This window comes from Streptomyces racemochromogenes (genome assembly GCF_044129415.1).
GTDB lineage: Bacteria > Actinomycetota > Actinomycetes > Streptomycetales > Streptomycetaceae > Streptomyces > Streptomyces racemochromogenes_A.
In genome coordinates, this window is the sequence record NZ_JBBDHD010000053.1 from 32,618 (window position 1) to 47,083 (window position 14,466).

General features: G+C 68.4%; 18 protein-coding genes. All 18 read left to right on the plus strand.

All coding sequences use genetic code 11. From position 1 onward, the window contains the following. Window positions 1-41: 41 nt before the first annotated feature. Window positions 42-644 carry a 30S ribosomal protein S5 gene (gene rpsE / locus WDV06_RS20460; RefSeq protein WP_007265914.1) on the plus strand — a complete coding sequence of 201 codons (603 nt, stop codon included), beginning with the start codon at window positions 42-44 and terminating at the stop codon, window positions 642-644. Then, window positions 644-826: a 50S ribosomal protein L30 gene (rpmD, locus tag WDV06_RS20465; protein WP_005313525.1), complete on the plus strand. Its 183-nt coding sequence runs from the start codon at window positions 644-646 to the stop codon at window positions 824-826. The genes rpsE and rpmD overlap by 1 nt, the downstream gene beginning before the upstream one ends. A gap of 2 nt (window positions 827-828) precedes the next feature. After that, a complete protein-coding gene (rplO, locus tag WDV06_RS20470; protein WP_344163495.1) occupies window positions 829-1,284 on the plus strand; it encodes a 50S ribosomal protein L15 in 456 nt (151 codons plus the stop codon). Window positions 1,285-1,469: 185 nt separating this feature from the next. Continuing rightward, window positions 1,470-2,783, plus strand: a complete 1,314-nt coding sequence (gene secY, locus WDV06_RS20475) for a preprotein translocase subunit SecY (RefSeq protein ID WP_395511206.1) — start codon at window positions 1,470-1,472, stop codon at window positions 2,781-2,783. Beyond that, the gene (locus tag WDV06_RS20480; RefSeq protein WP_395511207.1) at window positions 2,783-3,430 is read left to right on the plus strand and encodes an adenylate kinase; all 648 of its coding nucleotides are present in this window, start codon (window positions 2,783-2,785) and stop codon (window positions 3,428-3,430) included. Before secY ends, WDV06_RS20480 begins: the two co-directional genes overlap by 1 nt. Window positions 3,431-3,525: 95 nt before the next feature. Beyond that, window positions 3,526-4,377 (plus strand): type I methionyl aminopeptidase, encoded by an 852-nt coding sequence (gene map / locus WDV06_RS20485; RefSeq protein ID WP_395511208.1) that lies wholly within the window; start codon window positions 3,526-3,528, stop codon window positions 4,375-4,377. A gap of 139 nt (window positions 4,378-4,516) precedes the next feature. Further along, a complete protein-coding gene (gene infA, locus WDV06_RS20490) occupies window positions 4,517-4,738 on the plus strand; it encodes a translation initiation factor IF-1 (protein WP_003956442.1) in 222 nt (73 codons plus the stop codon). Window positions 4,739-4,800: 62 nt separating this feature from the next. Continuing rightward, window positions 4,801-4,914: a 50S ribosomal protein L36 gene (gene rpmJ, locus WDV06_RS20495; RefSeq protein WP_003956441.1), complete on the plus strand. Its 114-nt coding sequence runs from the start codon at window positions 4,801-4,803 to the stop codon at window positions 4,912-4,914. 197 nt (window positions 4,915-5,111) lie between these two features. Next, window positions 5,112-5,492, plus strand: a complete 381-nt coding sequence (rpsM, locus tag WDV06_RS20500; protein ID WP_007265919.1) for a 30S ribosomal protein S13 — start codon at window positions 5,112-5,114, stop codon at window positions 5,490-5,492. A gap of 54 nt (window positions 5,493-5,546) precedes the next feature. After that, window positions 5,547-5,951, plus strand: a complete 405-nt coding sequence (gene rpsK / locus WDV06_RS20505) for a 30S ribosomal protein S11 (RefSeq protein WP_003956432.1) — start codon at window positions 5,547-5,549, stop codon at window positions 5,949-5,951. 138 nt (window positions 5,952-6,089) lie between these two features. After that, window positions 6,090-7,112: a DNA-directed RNA polymerase subunit alpha gene (locus tag WDV06_RS20510; protein WP_030201531.1), complete on the plus strand. Its 1,023-nt coding sequence runs from the start codon at window positions 6,090-6,092 to the stop codon at window positions 7,110-7,112. Between the two features lie 84 nt (window positions 7,113-7,196). Next, the gene (gene rplQ, locus WDV06_RS20515; protein ID WP_389609996.1) at window positions 7,197-7,673 is read left to right on the plus strand and encodes a 50S ribosomal protein L17; all 477 of its coding nucleotides are present in this window, start codon (window positions 7,197-7,199) and stop codon (window positions 7,671-7,673) included. Between the two features lie 102 nt (window positions 7,674-7,775). Beyond that, window positions 7,776-8,627 (plus strand): tRNA pseudouridine(38-40) synthase TruA, encoded by an 852-nt coding sequence (gene truA / locus WDV06_RS20520; protein WP_395511209.1) that lies wholly within the window; start codon window positions 7,776-7,778, stop codon window positions 8,625-8,627. A gap of 50 nt (window positions 8,628-8,677) precedes the next feature. Then, window positions 8,678-10,297 (plus strand): ABC-F family ATP-binding cassette domain-containing protein, encoded by a 1,620-nt coding sequence (locus WDV06_RS20525; protein ID WP_395511210.1) that lies wholly within the window; start codon window positions 8,678-8,680, stop codon window positions 10,295-10,297. 39 nt (window positions 10,298-10,336) lie between these two features. Continuing rightward, complete coding sequence (locus WDV06_RS20530; protein WP_395511211.1) at window positions 10,337-11,635, plus strand: glycosyltransferase family 87 protein; 1,299 nt, start codon at window positions 10,337-10,339, stop codon at window positions 11,633-11,635. A gap of 238 nt (window positions 11,636-11,873) precedes the next feature. After that, window positions 11,874-12,317 (plus strand): 50S ribosomal protein L13, encoded by a 444-nt coding sequence (gene rplM / locus WDV06_RS20535; RefSeq protein ID WP_045945297.1) that lies wholly within the window; start codon window positions 11,874-11,876, stop codon window positions 12,315-12,317. A 41-nt stretch (window positions 12,318-12,358) separates the two neighbouring features. Beyond that, complete coding sequence (gene rpsI / locus WDV06_RS20540; RefSeq protein ID WP_045945298.1) at window positions 12,359-12,874, plus strand: 30S ribosomal protein S9; 516 nt, start codon at window positions 12,359-12,361, stop codon at window positions 12,872-12,874. Window positions 12,875-13,010: 136 nt separating this feature from the next. Next, entirely contained in the window at window positions 13,011-14,369 is a 1,359-nt protein-coding gene (gene glmM, locus WDV06_RS20545) for a phosphoglucosamine mutase (RefSeq protein ID WP_395511212.1), read from the plus strand. Window positions 14,370-14,466 lie beyond the last annotated feature (97 nt).

Consider the following 14,466-nt stretch of genomic DNA (forward strand, 5'->3'; position numbering starts at 1 on the left):
CGGTTCCGGGACTAACGGACGTAACAGAGAGAGGTAATCCAATGGCTGGACCCCAGCGCCGCGGCAGCGGTGCCGGTGGCGGCGAGCGGCGGGACCGGAAGGGTCGCGACGGTGGCGCTGCCGCCGAGAAGACCGCTTACGTTGAGCGCGTTGTCGCGATCAACCGCGTCGCCAAGGTTGTCAAGGGTGGTCGTCGCTTCAGCTTCACCGCGCTCGTCGTGGTGGGTGACGGTGACGGCACCGTAGGTGTCGGTTACGGCAAGGCCAAGGAAGTTCCCGCGGCCATCGCCAAGGGCGTCGAGGAAGCCAAGAAGAACTTCTTCAAGGTTCCCCGCATCCAGGGCACCATCCCGCACCCGATCCAGGGCGAGAAGGCGGCCGGCGTTGTCCTGCTGAAGCCTGCTTCCCCCGGTACCGGTGTTATCGCCGGTGGCCCGGTGCGCGCCGTTCTGGAGTGCGCCGGCGTTCACGACATCCTGTCGAAGTCGCTCGGCTCCGACAACGCGATCAACATCGTGCACGCGACCGTGGAGGCCCTCAAGGGCCTGCAGCGTCCCGAGGAGATCGCGGCTCGCCGTGGTCTGCCGCTTGAGGACGTCGCCCCCGCGGCTCTGCTCCGTGCGCGTGCAGGGGCGGGTGTGTGATGGCTCGCCTCAAGATCACGCAGACGAAGTCGTACATCGGCAGCAAGCAGAACCACCGCGACACGCTGCGTTCGCTCGGGCTCAAGCGCCTGAACGACGTCGTCGTCAAGGAGGACCGTCCCGAGTTCCGCGGCATGGTGCACACCGTCCGCCACCTCGTGACGGTTGAGGAGGTTGACTAATCATGGCTGAGAACAGCCCGCTGAAGGCCCACAACCTCCGTCCCGCCCCCGGTGCCAAGACCGCGAAGACCCGTGTCGGTCGTGGTGAGGCGTCGAAGGGTAAGACGGCTGGTCGTGGTACGAAGGGTACGAAGGCCCGCTACCAGGTTCCGCAGCGCTTCGAGGGTGGGCAGATGCCCCTCCACATGCGCCTGCCGAAGCTGAAGGGCTTCAAGAACCCGTTCCGCACCGAGTTCCAGGTGGTCAACCTGGACAAGCTCGGTGCCCTCTACCCCGAGGGTGGAGAGGTCACGGTGGCCGACCTGGTCGCCAAGGGCGCGGTTCGCAAGAACAGCCTCGTCAAGGTCCTGGGCCAGGGCGAGATCTCCGTGGCGCTGACGGTTTCGGTTGACGCCGTCTCCGCCTCCGCCAAGGAGAAGATCGCCGCCGCTGGTGGCACCGTGACCGAGCTCGTCTAAGACGAACTCTGTGACAAATAGCTAGAAACCCGACCGGGGATGCCTCACATATGGGGCATCCCCGGTCGGTCGTTCCACGGGGGGCGCAGTCGCCGGTAAGGTGGCCTGCACCTTTGCTTGTACGTATTCGTCGATCCTCAGACCGTCACCTCTGACGCAGTAGCGCGGGGGTCGCAGGAGGCACCGTGCTCACCGCGTTCGCCCGGGCGTTCAAGACGCCCGACCTGCGCAAGAAGCTGCTCTTCACGCTCGGCATCATCGTGCTGTATCGGCTCGGGTCCCACATCCCGGTACCCGGCGTGAGCTACAAGAACGTTCAGATCTGTGTGGACCAGATGGGGAGCAGCAACAGCCTCTTCGGTCTCGTCAACATGTTCAGCGGCGGTGCGCTGCTGCAGATCACGATCTTCGCGCTCGGGATCATGCCGTACATCACCGCGAGCATCATCCTGCAGCTGCTGACCGTGGTCATCCCGAAGCTGGAGAACCTCAAGAAAGAGGGACAGGCCGGCACGGCGAAGATCACTCAGTACACGCGCTATCTGACGGTCGCGCTCGCGATCCTCCAGGGCACCGGCCTGGTCGCCACCGCGCGTACCGGCGCCCTGTTCGGTACCTGCCCGGTCGCTCGCGAGATCGTCCCGGACCGCTCGATCTTCACCACCATCACCATGGTGATCACCATGACCGCCGGTACCTGCATCGTCATGTGGCTCGGTGAGCTGATCACCGACCGCGGCATCGGCAACGGCATGTCGATCCTGATGTTCATCTCGATCGCCGCCGGTTTCGTCTCCGCCCTCTGGACGATCAAGCTGCAGGGCAAGATCGCTGACGGTTGGGTGGAGTTCGCCGTCGTCATCCTCGTCGGTCTCGCGATGGTGGCCCTGGTGGTCTTCGTCGAGCAGGCCCAGCGCAGGATCCCCGTCCAGTACGCGAAGCGCATGATCGGCCGCCGTGCCTACGGGGGCACGTCCACCTACATCCCGCTCAAGGTGAACCAGGCCGGTGTCATCCCGGTCATCTTCGCCTCGTCGCTGCTGTACATCCCGGCCCTGATCGTGCAGTTCAGCGGTTCGACCGCCGGCTGGGCGACCTGGATCCAGAAGCACTTCGTCAAGGGCGACCACCCGTACTACATCGCCGCCTACTTCCTCCTGATCGTCTTCTTCGCGTTCTTCTACGTGGCGATCTCGTTCAACCCCGAGGAAGTTGCCGACAACATGAAGAAGTATGGTGGGTTCATCCCGGGCATCCGCGCCGGCCGGCCTACCGCTGAGTACCTGAGCTACGTACTCAACCGGATCACCTGGCCGGGGTCGCTGTACCTGGGTCTCATCGCTCTAGTGCCGACAATGGCGTTGGCCGGCTTCGGAGCGAACCAGAACTTCCCGTTCGGCGGGACGAGCATCCTGATCATCGTGGGTGTGGGTCTGGAAACCGTGAAGCAGATCGAGAGCCAGCTCCAGCAGCGCAACTACGAAGGGTTCCTCCGCTGATGCGAATCGTCCTCGTCGGACCCCCCGGGGCGGGCAAGGGAACGCAGGCCGCGTTCCTCGCCAAGAACCTGTCGATCCCGCACATCTCCACGGGCGACCTCTTCCGGGCCAACATCAGCCAGGGCACGGAGCTCGGCGTGCGCGCCAAGGCGTTCATGGACGCCGGCGAGCTCGTCCCGGACGAGATCACCATCGGCATGGCCAAGGACCGGATGCAGCAGCCGGACGCGGCGAACGGCTTCCTGCTCGACGGCTTCCCGCGCAACGTCGCCCAGGCCGAGGCTCTGGACGCGATGCTCACCGAGGCCGGCATGAAGCTGGACGCGGTCCTCGACCTGGAGGTCGAGGAGGACGAGGTCGTCAAGCGCATCGCCGGCCGGCGGATCTGCCGCCAGAACTCCGCGCACGTCTTCCACGTGATCTACGCGGCTCCGAAGACCGAGGGCGTCTGCGACCAGTGCGGCGGCGAGCTGTACCAGCGGGGCGACGACTCCGAGGACACGGTCCGCAACCGGCTGGAGGTCTACCACACGCAGACCGAGCCGATCATCGACTACTACAAGGCCCAGGGTCTGCTGGTGACCATCTCCGCCCTCGGCGAGGTGCACGAGATCACCAAGCGGGCGATGGACGCCCTGAAGAAGTAGTCACCCCCCAGTAGTGCCGGTACGGCCGCGGTGTCCCCAGGACATCGCGGCCGTACTGTTGAAGCGACCCGTTTTCGAAGGTGGAAGGTCCGTCCATGGTTCAGCTCAAGACCCCCGAGCAGATCGCGAAGATGCGCGAGGCAGGGCTGGTCGTCGCCGCGATCCACGCGGCGACCCGTGAGGCGGCCGTTCCGGGCGCCACGACGCGGGACCTGGACATGGTGGCCCGCAAGGTCATCGCGGACGCCGGGGCGAAGTCGAACTTCCTCGGCTACGGCGGTTTCCCCGCGACCATCTGTACGTCGGTGAACGAGGTCGTCGTCCACGGCATCCCGGACGACAAGACGGTCCTCAAGGACGGCGACATCATCTCCATCGACGCCGGTGCCATCGTGGACGGCTGGCACGGCGACGCGGCGTACACGGCCTTCGTGGGCACTGGTCACGCTCCGGAGCTGGTCGAGCTGTCCCGGGTGACCGAGGAGTCCATGTGGGCCGGTATCGCGGCCATGAAGGCGGGCAACCGCCTGGTGGACATCTCGAAGGCGATCGAGGGCTACATCAAGCGCCAGCCCCGCCCGGCCACCGGTGAGCACAGCCTCGGAAAGTTCGGGATCATCGAGGACTACGGCGGCCACGGCATCGGCACCGAGATGCACATGGACCCGCACCTGCTGAACTACGTCTCGCGCAAGCGGGGCAAGGGCATCAAGCTGGTCCCGGGCGTCTGCCTGGCGATCGAGCCGATGGTGTCCCTGGGGACCGCCCAGACGGAGGTACTCGCCGACGACTGGACGGTCATCACCACGGACGGCACCTGGTCCTCGCACTGGGAGCACTCGGTGGCCCTCACCGAGGCCGGTCCGATCGTTCTGACCAGCCCGGACTGCGGCAAGGCGAAGCTCGCGGAGTACGGCGTCACCACGGCGCCGGACCCCCTCGGGTAGCCGTCGGTTAATGATCTAGACTCTGGGGCAAACTTTCCGGATTCGTCTTTCTGGGTGCCCTGACGTAGACTGACTCGTCGGCTTACGTGCATTCGCATGTCCGTGAGCCGATCAAGGTAGCCGATTCGAAAGGCGAAGCGTGGCCAAGAAGCAAGGTGCCATCGAGATCGAGGGCACCGTGATCGAGTCCCTCCCGAACGCCATGTTCAAGGTGGAACTCCAGAACGGTCACAAGGTCCTCGCGCACATCAGCGGCAAGATGCGCATGCACTACATCCGCATCCTTCCCGATGACCGGGTCGTTGTGGAGCTGTCTCCCTACGACCTGACGCGTGGCCGGATCGTCTACCGATACAAGTAGATCTTGCCCCCGCACCCCGCTCCGGCGCGGGTGGTGGCACTGACCCGGAGAACCTCACCAACATGAAGGTCAAGCCGAGCGTCAAGAAGATCTGCGACAAGTGCAAGGTGATCCGCCGTCACGGCCGGGTCATGGTCATCTGCGACAACCTGCGCCACAAGCAGCGCCAGGGCTGACGCACGCCGACCGACCTGCCTTAACGCAGTTCTTCGCGCGACGTAAGAAAACGTACATAAGCAGAACCCGCCCAGCCCCCAGGGGCCGGCGGTACCTCCGGCGGGGGCCGGGGACCCGGACGTACCATCACCCATACGGGTGGTCGGCGGTCGGGAGCGGTTCTGTTGCAGACCCCCGAACACACAGGAGCCATTGAATGGCACGCGTTTCCGGTGTTGACATCCCGCGCGAAAAGCGTGTGGAGATCGCACTCACCTACGTCTTCGGTATCGGGCGCACCCGGTCCAAGGAGATCCTCGCCTCCACCGGCGTGAACCCGAACACCCGCGTTCGTGACCTGGCCGAAGAGGACCTCGTCAAGATCCGCGAGTACGTGGACGCCAACCTCCGTACCGAGGGTGACCTCCGCCGCGAGATCCAGGGCGACATCCGCCGCAAGATCGAGATCCAGTGCTACCAGGGCATCCGCCACCGTCGTGGCCTGCCCGTGCACGGTCAGCGCACCAGCACGAACGCGCGTACCCGCAAGGGCCCGCGTCGCGCGATCGCCGGCAAGAAGAAGCCGGGCAAGAAGTAGTCCTGTTCAGCGGTCTTGCGCTGTAGGACCGACCACCTCCCGTAGGAGTAAGAGATGCCCCCCAAGGGTCGTCAGGGCGCTGCCAAGAAGGTGCGCCGCAAGGAAAAGAAGAACGTCGCTCACGGGCACGCCCACATCAAGAGCACGTTCAACAACACGATCGTCTCGATCACGGACCCGTCCGGCAACGTGATCTCCTGGGCCTCCGCCGGCCACGTCGGCTTCAAGGGCTCGCGCAAGTCCACCCCCTTCGCCGCGCAGATGGCCGCCGAGTCGGCCGCCCGCCGCGCGCAGGAGCACGGCATGCGCAAGGTCGACGTCTTCGTCAAGGGTCCCGGCTCCGGCCGTGAGACCGCGATCCGCTCCCTCCAGGCCACCGGTCTTGAGGTCGGCTCGATCCAGGACGTCACCCCCACCCCGCACAACGGCTGCCGCCCGCCGAAGCGCCGCCGCGTCTGACGCAGCGGACGCACCTGTGCGTTCTTGAGTGTCCGGGCGGCACGACCCCTCCGGGGGACGTGCCGCCCGTACCCTTGCAGTACCAAGCAGTACATGTCGGGCGTCAAATAGTGGGCGTCCACGACTGAAGGAACAGACATGCTTATCGCTCAGCGTCCTTCGCTGACCGAAGAGGTCGTCGACGAGTACCGCTCGCGGTTCGTGATCGAGCCGCTGGAGCCGGGCTTCGGCTACACCCTCGGCAACTCCCTGCGCCGTACCCTCCTGTCCTCCATCCCGGGTGCCGCTGTCACCAGCATCCGCGTGGACGGCGTCCTGCACGAGTTCACCACCGTGCCGGGCGTCAAGGAAGACGTCACGGACATCATCCTCAACATCAAGCAGCTGGTCGTCTCCTCGGAGCACGACGAGCCGGTCGTGATGTACCTGCGCAAGCAGGGTCCCGGCCTGGTCACCGCTGCCGACATCGCGCCGCCGGCCGGTGTCGAGGTGCACAACCCGGACCTGGTCCTCGCCACGCTCAACGGCAAGGGCAAGCTGGAGATGGAGCTGACCGTCGAGCGCGGTCGCGGCTACGTCTCCGCCGTCCAGAACAAGCAGGTGGGCCAGGAGATCGGCCGCATCCCGGTCGACTCCATCTACTCGCCGGTTCTGAAGGTCACCTACAAGGTCGAGGCGACCCGAGTCGAGCAGCGCACCGACTTCGACAAGCTCATCGTCGACGTCGAGACCAAGCAGGCCATGCGCCCGCGCGACGCCATGGCGTCCGCCGGCAAGACCCTGGTCGAGCTGTTCGGTCTGGCCCGCGAGCTCAACATCGACGCCGAGGGCATCGACATGGGCCCGTCCCCGACGGACGCCGCCCTGGCCGCCGACCTGGCGCTGCCGATCGAGGAGCTGGAGCTCACCGTTCGGTCGTACAACTGCCTCAAGCGCGAGGGCATCCACTCCGTGGGTGAGCTCGTCGCCCGCTCCGAGGCCGACCTGCTCGACATCCGCAACTTCGGCGCGAAGTCGATCGACGAGGTCAAGGCGAAGCTGGCCGGCATGGGCCTGGCCCTCAAGGACAGCCCGCCCGGATTCGACCCGACCGCCGCCGCCGACGCCTTCGGCGCCGACGACGACGCGGACGCCGGTTTCGTCGAGACCGAGCAGTACTAGGAAAAGACTTTCCCGGGGCATCCGCCCCGGGGGAACTGACACCGGTACCTGACACGGCCGGTGCAGATATGAAGGAGTAACACCATGCCGCGTCCCGCTAAGGGTGCCCGTCTGGGCGGCTCCGCCGCGCACGAGAAGCACCTTCTCGCGAACCTCGCGAAGGCGCTCTTCGAGCACGGCCGCATCACCACCACCGAGGCCAAGGCCCGCCGCCTGCGTCCCTACGCCGAGCGTCTGGTCACCAAGGCCAAGAAGGGCGACATCCACAACCGTCGCCTGGTGCTGCAGACGATCACGGACAAGAGCATCGTGCACACGCTGTTCACCGAGATCGCCCCGCGCTACGAGAACCGCCCCGGTGGTTACACGCGCATCACCAAGATCGGCAACCGTCGTGGCGACAACGCCCCGATGGCCGTGATCGAGCTGGTCGAGGCCCTCACGGTCGCCCAGCAGGCCACCGGCGAGGCCGAGGCCGCCACCAAGCGTGCGGTCAAGGAGGCGGAGGCCAAGGCCGAGGCCGCCGAGACCGAGGCTGTCGAGGAGACCAAGGAGGCCTGATCCCGCCAAGGGATCGAGCTTGCTTGATCGGCTCTGAACGGGCCCGCCCCTTCCCGGGGCGGGCCCGTTCTGCATTTCTGTGCGTCTGAGAGGATCTGTCACGTGAGTGACGAGGTGGAGCCCGGGCACGTCCGGGTACGGCTGGACCTGTCCTACGACGGCAAGGACTTCTCCGGCTGGGCGAAGCAGCGCACGCTGCGGACCGTCCAGGGCGAGCTGGAATCGGCCCTGAAGACCGTGATGCGGCTGCCGGAGCCGGTCGAGCTGACCGTCGCCGGGCGCACCGACGCCGGCGTGCACGCGCGCGGCCAGGTCGCGCAGTTCGACCTGGCCGAGGAGGTGTGGGCCGAGCACCACGACAAGCTGCTGCGGCGCCTCGCGGGGCGGCTGCCGCACGACATCCGGGTGTGGAAGGTCGCCGAGGCACCGGAGGGGTTCAACGCGCGGTTCTCCGCCATCTGGCGCCGCTACGCCTACCGCGTCGGCGACCACCAGGGCGGCGTGGACCCGCTGCGCCGCGGGCACGTGCTGTGGCACCAGTGGCCGCTGGACGTGGACGCCATGAACGAGGCCTCCCGCGCGCTGCTCGGCGAGCACGACTTCGCCGCGTACTGCAAGAAGCGCGAGGGCGCCACGACCATCCGCACCCTTCAGGAGCTGAGCTGGGTGCGGGGCGGGGACGGAATCGTCACCGCGACCGTCCGCGCCGACGCCTTCTGCCACAACATGGTCCGCTCCCTGGTCGGCGCCCTGCTGCACGTCGGCGACGGGCACCGGCCCGTCGAGTGGCCCGGCCGGGTCCTGGCCGCGGCCGTACGGGACTCCTCGGTGCACGTGGTCAAGCCGCACGGGCTGACCCTGGAGGAGGTCGGCTACCCGGCGGACGAGCTGCTGGCCGCCCGCAGCAAGGAGGCGCGGAACATGCGCACCCTGCCGGGCAAGGGCTGCTGCTGACCCCGTAACCGGTTTGGGTCCGGCCCCGCCGGACGGCGACAATGCCCCGCATGGGACATCTCGAAGCCAGCCACCTGGAGTACTACCTTCCCGACGGGCGGGTCCTGCTCCCCGACGTCTCCTTCCGCGTGGGGGAGGGGTCGGTGGTGGCCCTGGTGGGGGCGAACGGCGCCGGCAAGACCACCCTGCTGAAGCTGATCTCCGGTGAGCTCCAGCCGCACGGCGGCGGGGTCACCATCAGCGGCGGCCTCGGCGTGATGTCCCAGTTCGTGGGCTCGGTGCGGGACGAGACGACCGTACGGGACCTGCTGGTCTCCGTGTCGCAGCCGCGGATCCGGGAGGCGGCCGAGGCCGTGGACCGGGCCGAGGAGCTGATCCTCACCGTCGACGACGAGGCCGCGCAGATGGCCTACGCCCAGGCGCTCAGCGACTGGGCCGACGTCCAGGGCTACGAGGCGGAGACCCTCTGGGACGTCTGCACCATGGCCGCGCTGGCCATCCCCTACGACCAGGCCCAGTTCCGGCAGGTGCGCACGCTCTCCGGCGGTGAGCAGAAGCGGCTGGTCCTGGAGGCGCTGCTGCGCGGGCCGGACGAGGTGCTGCTGCTCGACGAGCCGGACAACTACCTCGACGTGCCGGGCAAGCGCTGGCTGGAGGAGCAGCTGCGGGCCACCCGCAAGACGGTCCTGTTCGTCTCCCACGACCGCGAGCTGCTGACCCAGGCCGCCGAGAAGATCATCAGCCTGGAGGCGAGCCCGATGGGCTCCGACGTCTGGGTGCACGGTGCGGGCTTCGGTACGTACCACGAGGCCCGCAAGGAGCGCTTCGCCCGGTTCGAGGAGCTCAAGCGGCGGTGGGACGAGGAGCACGCCCGGCTGAAGGCCCTGGTGCTGCGGCTGCGCAACCAGGCGGCGAGCAGCCCGGACATGGCCTCGCGCTACCGGGCGATGCAGACGCGCTTCCAGAAGTTCGAGGAGGCCGGCCCCCCGCCGGAGCCGCCGCGGGAGCAGGACATCAAGATGCGGCTCAAGGGCGGCCGGACGGGCGTGCGCGCGCTGACGGTGGAGAACCTTGAGCTGACCGGCCTGATGAAGCCGTTCGACCTGGAGGTCTTCTACGGCGAGCGGGTTGCGGTGCTGGGGTCGAACGGCTCCGGGAAGTCGCACTTCCTGCGGCTGCTGGCGGGCGAGGACGTCAAGCACACCGGTGACTGGAAGCTGGGCGCACGGGTGATCCCCGGTCATTTCGCGCAGACCCACGCCCATCCGGAGCTGTTCGGCCGCACGCTCGTCGACATCCTGTGGACGGAGGCGGCCAAGCCGCTCGGCCAGGCGATGGGGGCGCTGCGCCGCTACGAGCTGGAGCGGCAGGCGGAGCAGCCGTTCGAGAGGCTCTCGGGCGGTCAGCAGGCACGGTTCCAGATCCTGCTGCTGGAGCTGGCCGGGACCACGGCGCTGCTCCTGGACGAGCCGACCGACAACCTCGACCTGGAGTCGGCGGAGGCCCTGCAGGACGGGCTGGAGGCGTACGAGGGGACGGTGCTGTGTGTGACGCACGACCGTTGGTTCGCACGGACATTCGATCGTTTTCTGGTCTTCGGTTCGGACGGTGTGGTGCGGGAGACTCAGGAGCCCGTCTGGGACGAACGTAGGGTCGACCGGAAGCGCTAGGGGGCCGACCACCCCCGCGCGTATCGAGGGGGAGGCGTCGTGGAGTTGCGACCTGGCACCTGGCTCATGCGCATCCGGCTGACGCGCAGGGGCCGGCGGGTCACGGGGGACCGGCTCCTGGCCTGGCTGCTGGGTCCGGCGCCGTGGTCCTGGCGTGCGGTGGGGCTGGTGGTGCTGCTGGGCGTCTCGGTGTCGACGAGCCTGCGGGCGAACTGGGGCTCGGACAACGCGTTCGTGGTCAAGGCGGCGGACGCGCTGCTGGAGGGGGTCTCCCCGTACGAGGACAAGCGCTTCCTGTACCTGCCCAGTGCCGTGCTCATGGCGGTGCCGGAGGCGCTGGTGCCGACGGGCGTGCTGCGCTGGCTGCTGCCGGCGGGGATGTCGGGGCTGGTCGGCCTCGGCTGGTGGGCGGCGCTGCGGCTGTTCTCGGTGCCGGTGTGCTCGCGGTTCGCGGTCGGCGGGCTAGGGCTGCTGGGGCTGGCGTACAAGCCGTACCTGAACCTGGTGCTGATCGGGAACTGGACGGCGATCTCGGCGGCGGCCCTGCCGGTGGCGCTGCTGTTCGCGCACCGCAGGGCGTGGGTGGCCGCGGGGCTGGTGGTGGGGCTGGCGATCGCCTGCAAGCCGATGCTGGTGCCGGTGGGGCTGCTCTTCGTGCTGGCCCGGCGGTGGCGGGGGCTGGCGGTGGCGGTGGCGGTGCCGGTGGGGCTGTCGCTGGCGGGGGCGCTGCTGATGCCGAGCCCGACGCTGTTCTTCACCAAGACGCTGCCGTTCCTGTTCCAGGGGCAGGACGGGTACGCGCTGCCCTGGGACGCCTCGCCGATCGCGGTGCTGCCCCGGCTGGGGGTGCCGCAGCCGGTGGCGGTGGCGGTGGCGGGCGCAGGGGCGGCGGCGGGGCTGTGGGCGGCCTGGCGGCGGTGGCGGCGGCCCGATCCGCAGGGGCAGGGGGACGAGCAGCGGCTGGTGGAGACCGCCTGCATGGTGATGCTGGCCGTGTTCCTCGTCTCACGGCCGTCCTTCGACCACTACCTGCTGGTGGTGCTGCCGTTGCTGCTCGCGTCGGGGGTGCGGGAGGGCTCGCTGCCCCGCTCGGGCTGGTTCTGGGCGGCCCTGGTGCCGCAGGCGGCGGGGATCCCGTGGCCCTCGGAGTTGCAGCACAAGCGGCGGGCCTTCCGGGACTGTGTGGCGCTGTGCGCGCTCGCCGCTCTGCTCGGGCGTCGTGCACTGCTCTCCGGTCGGGTTATCCTGGAGCCCGTAACAACTGCGGGGTCCCCACCCAGGACCGAACCGGAGTGCGCCGCGACGCCAGCAGAATCGGCATCGCGGACCGCGTTTTGACCCGTACGGGTCTGCTTGGGTATCCTGCTGGTTTGTTATGCGTATGGGCTTTCTCATTCTCACGTGAAAGGGCCTTACGCCCGGTCCACCGGACCGATGACCAGCGGTTTTCACTCGGGTGCGTCCCCGATGTGAACGAGGGCTGTCGTGATCGTCCGTGGTGACCCTGTCAGGACCCTTCCCGCAGGGCTAGCGCCCTAGTGGGATGACCCACCACTGAAGAAGCGAAGGCATACGCGTGCGTACGTACAGCCCCAAGCCCGGCGACATCTCGCGCCAGTGGCTCGTCATCGACGCCCAGGACGTTGTCCTCGGCCGTCTGGCGACCCAGGCCGCTGCCCTCCTGAAGGGCAAGCACAAGCCGACCTACGCCCCCCACATGGACATGGGCGACTTCGTCATCGTCATCAACGCCGACAAGGTTCACCTGTCCGGCAACAAGGCCTCGCAGAAGATGGCCTACCGCCACTCCGGTTTCCCGGGTGGTCTGCGCTCCGTGCGTTACGACGACCTGCTGGCGAACAACCCGGAGAAGGCCGTCGAGAAGGCCGTCAAGGGCATGCTCCCCAAGAACTCCCTGGGCCGTCAGATGCTGTCGAAGCTGAAGGTCTACTCGGGCGACCAGCACCCGCACGCTGCCCAGCAGCCGGTGCCGTTCGAGATCACCCAGGTCGCGCAGTAGTTCCGGCCACCCCCTAAACACAGAGAATTCTGAGGAGCATCGTGGCCGAGACCACCGCCGAGACCCCCGTCGACGAGTTCGAGGGCGTCGAGGAGTACACCACCGAGTCGGACGTCGTCGTCGAGGGCGACTACACCTCCGAGTCCCTTGCCGGTCGCTTCGGCGACCCCCAGCCGGCCGCCGGCCTGGGCCGTCGCAAGAACGCCATCGCCCGCGTCCGGATCGTTCCGGGCACCGGCAAGTGGAAGATCAACGGTCGCACCCTTGAGGACTACTTCCCCAACAAGGTGCACCAGCAGGAAGTCAACGAGCCCTTCAAGCTCCTGGAGCTCGACGGCCGCTACGACGTCATCGCCCGCATCTCGGGTGGCGGCGTCTCCGGCCAGGCCGGCGCCCTGCGCCTCGGCGTGGCCCGCGCGCTGAACGAGGCGGACGTGGACAACAACCGCCCGGCGCTGAAGAAGGCCGGCTTCCTCTCCCGCGACGACCGTGCGGTCGAGCGCAAGAAGGCCGGTCTCAAGAAGGCCCGTAAGGCTCCGCAGTACAGCAAGCGTTAATCTGCGCCTGCTGTTCAGCAACGAAACCGCCCCGGCAGCACTCTCTGTGCTGCCGGGGCGGTTCGTTTACCGCCAAAAGCGGCAAACAACTGTCACTAGCGGTCACCAAGCGATGCGTGAACTCGGGAGGACAACAGTGGGACGACTCTTCGGGACGGACGGTGTACGAGGCGTCGCCAACGCGGATCTGACGGCTGAGCTCGCGCTCGGCCTCTCCGTGGCGGCCGCACACGTACTGGCCGAGGCGGGCACCTTCGCCGGCCACCGCCCCACGGCCGTGGTCGGCCGTGATCCCCGCGCCTCGGGCGAGTTCCTGGAGGCCGCGGTCGTCGCGGGCCTCGCCAGCGCCGGCGTGGACGTCCTGCGCGTCGGTGTGCTGCCCACCCCGGCGGTGGCGTATCTCACCGGTGCGCTGGGCGCCGACCTCGGCGTGATGCTCTCCGCGAGCCACAACGCCATGCCCGACAACGGCATCAAGTTCTTCGCGCGCGGCGGCCACAAGCTCGCCGACGACCTGGAGGACAGGATCGAGTCCGTCTACGAGGAGCACCGCACCGGCGCCCCCTGGGACCGGCCCACCGGTGCCGGCGTCGGCCGGGTCTCCGACTACGACGAGGGCTTCGACAAGTACGTCGCCCACCTGATCGGCGTCCTGCCCAACCGCCTCGACGGCCTGAAGATCGTCCTGGACGAGGCGCACGGCGCGGCCGCCCGCGTCTCGCCCGAGGCCTTCGCCCGGGCCGGCGCCGAGATCGTCACCATCGGTGCCGAGCCCGACGGGCTCAACATCAACGACGGCTGCGGCTCCACCCACCTCGGCCTGCTCAAGCAGGCGGTCGTCGAGCACGGCGCCGACCTGGGCATCGCCCACGACGGCGACGCCGACCGCTGCCTCGCGGTGGACGCCGACGGCAACGAGATCGACGGCGACCAGATCCTCGCCGTGCTCGCCCTCGCCATGCGCGAGGCCGGCGGGCTGCGCGAGAACACCGTCGTCGCCACCGTCATGTCGAACCTGGGCTTCAAGCTGGCCATGGAGGGCGAGGGCGTCCAGCTCGTCCAGACCGCGGTCGGCGACCGGTACGTCCTGGAGTCGATGAAGGAGCACGGCTACGCGCTCGGCGGCGAGCAGTCCGGCCACGTGATCATCCTCGACCACGCCACCACCGGCGACGGCACCCTCACCGGCCTCATGCTGGCCGCCCGGATCGCCGCCACCGGCCGCTCCCTGGCCGACCTCGCCGGGGTCATGACGCGGCTGCCGCAGGTCCTGATCAACGTCAAGGACGTCGACAAGTCCCGTGTCTCCACCTCCGCCGAGCTGGCCAACGCCGTCACCGAGGCGGAGCGCGAGCTCGGCACGACCGGACGGGTGCTGCTGCGCCCCTCGGGCACCGAGCCGCTCGTACGGGTGATGGTGGAGGCCGCCGACATCGAGCAGGCCCGCGCGGTCGCCGGGCGCCTCGCGGACGTGGTGAAGTCGGCCCTCGGCTAGGTCCTCATCCGCGGTCGCGCCGTGGGGGGGGGGGGGGGGGGGGGGGGGGGGGGGGGGGGGGGGGGGGGGGGGGGGGGGGGGGGGGGGGGGGGGGGGG

Excerpts from the sequence above, each read along its gene's own strand:
- WDV06_RS20480 (WP_395511207.1), top strand. The coding sequence starts at position 2,783 with ATGCGAATCGTCCTCGTCGGACCCCCCGGGGCGGGCAAGGGAACGCAG.
- rpsM (WP_007265919.1), top strand. The coding sequence starts at position 5,112 with ATGGCACGCGTTTCCGGTGTTGACATCCCGCGCGAAAAGCGTGTGGAG.
- rplO (WP_344163495.1), top strand. The coding sequence starts at position 829 with ATGGCTGAGAACAGCCCGCTGAAGGCCCACAACCTCCGTCCCGCCCCC.
- rpmD (WP_005313525.1), top strand. The coding sequence starts at position 644 with ATGGCTCGCCTCAAGATCACGCAGACGAAGTCGTACATCGGCAGCAAG.
- map (WP_395511208.1), top strand. The coding sequence starts at position 3,526 with ATGGTTCAGCTCAAGACCCCCGAGCAGATCGCGAAGATGCGCGAGGCA.
- rpsE (WP_007265914.1), top strand. The coding sequence starts at position 42 with ATGGCTGGACCCCAGCGCCGCGGCAGCGGTGCCGGTGGCGGCGAGCGG.
- rpmJ (WP_003956441.1), top strand. The coding sequence starts at position 4,801 with ATGAAGGTCAAGCCGAGCGTCAAGAAGATCTGCGACAAGTGCAAGGTG.
- rplQ (WP_389609996.1), top strand. The coding sequence starts at position 7,197 with ATGCCGCGTCCCGCTAAGGGTGCCCGTCTGGGCGGCTCCGCCGCGCAC.
- WDV06_RS20510 (WP_030201531.1), top strand. The coding sequence starts at position 6,090 with ATGCTTATCGCTCAGCGTCCTTCGCTGACCGAAGAGGTCGTCGACGAG.
- rpsK (WP_003956432.1), top strand. The coding sequence starts at position 5,547 with ATGCCCCCCAAGGGTCGTCAGGGCGCTGCCAAGAAGGTGCGCCGCAAG.
- WDV06_RS20525 (WP_395511210.1), top strand. The coding sequence starts at position 8,678 with ATGGGACATCTCGAAGCCAGCCACCTGGAGTACTACCTTCCCGACGGG.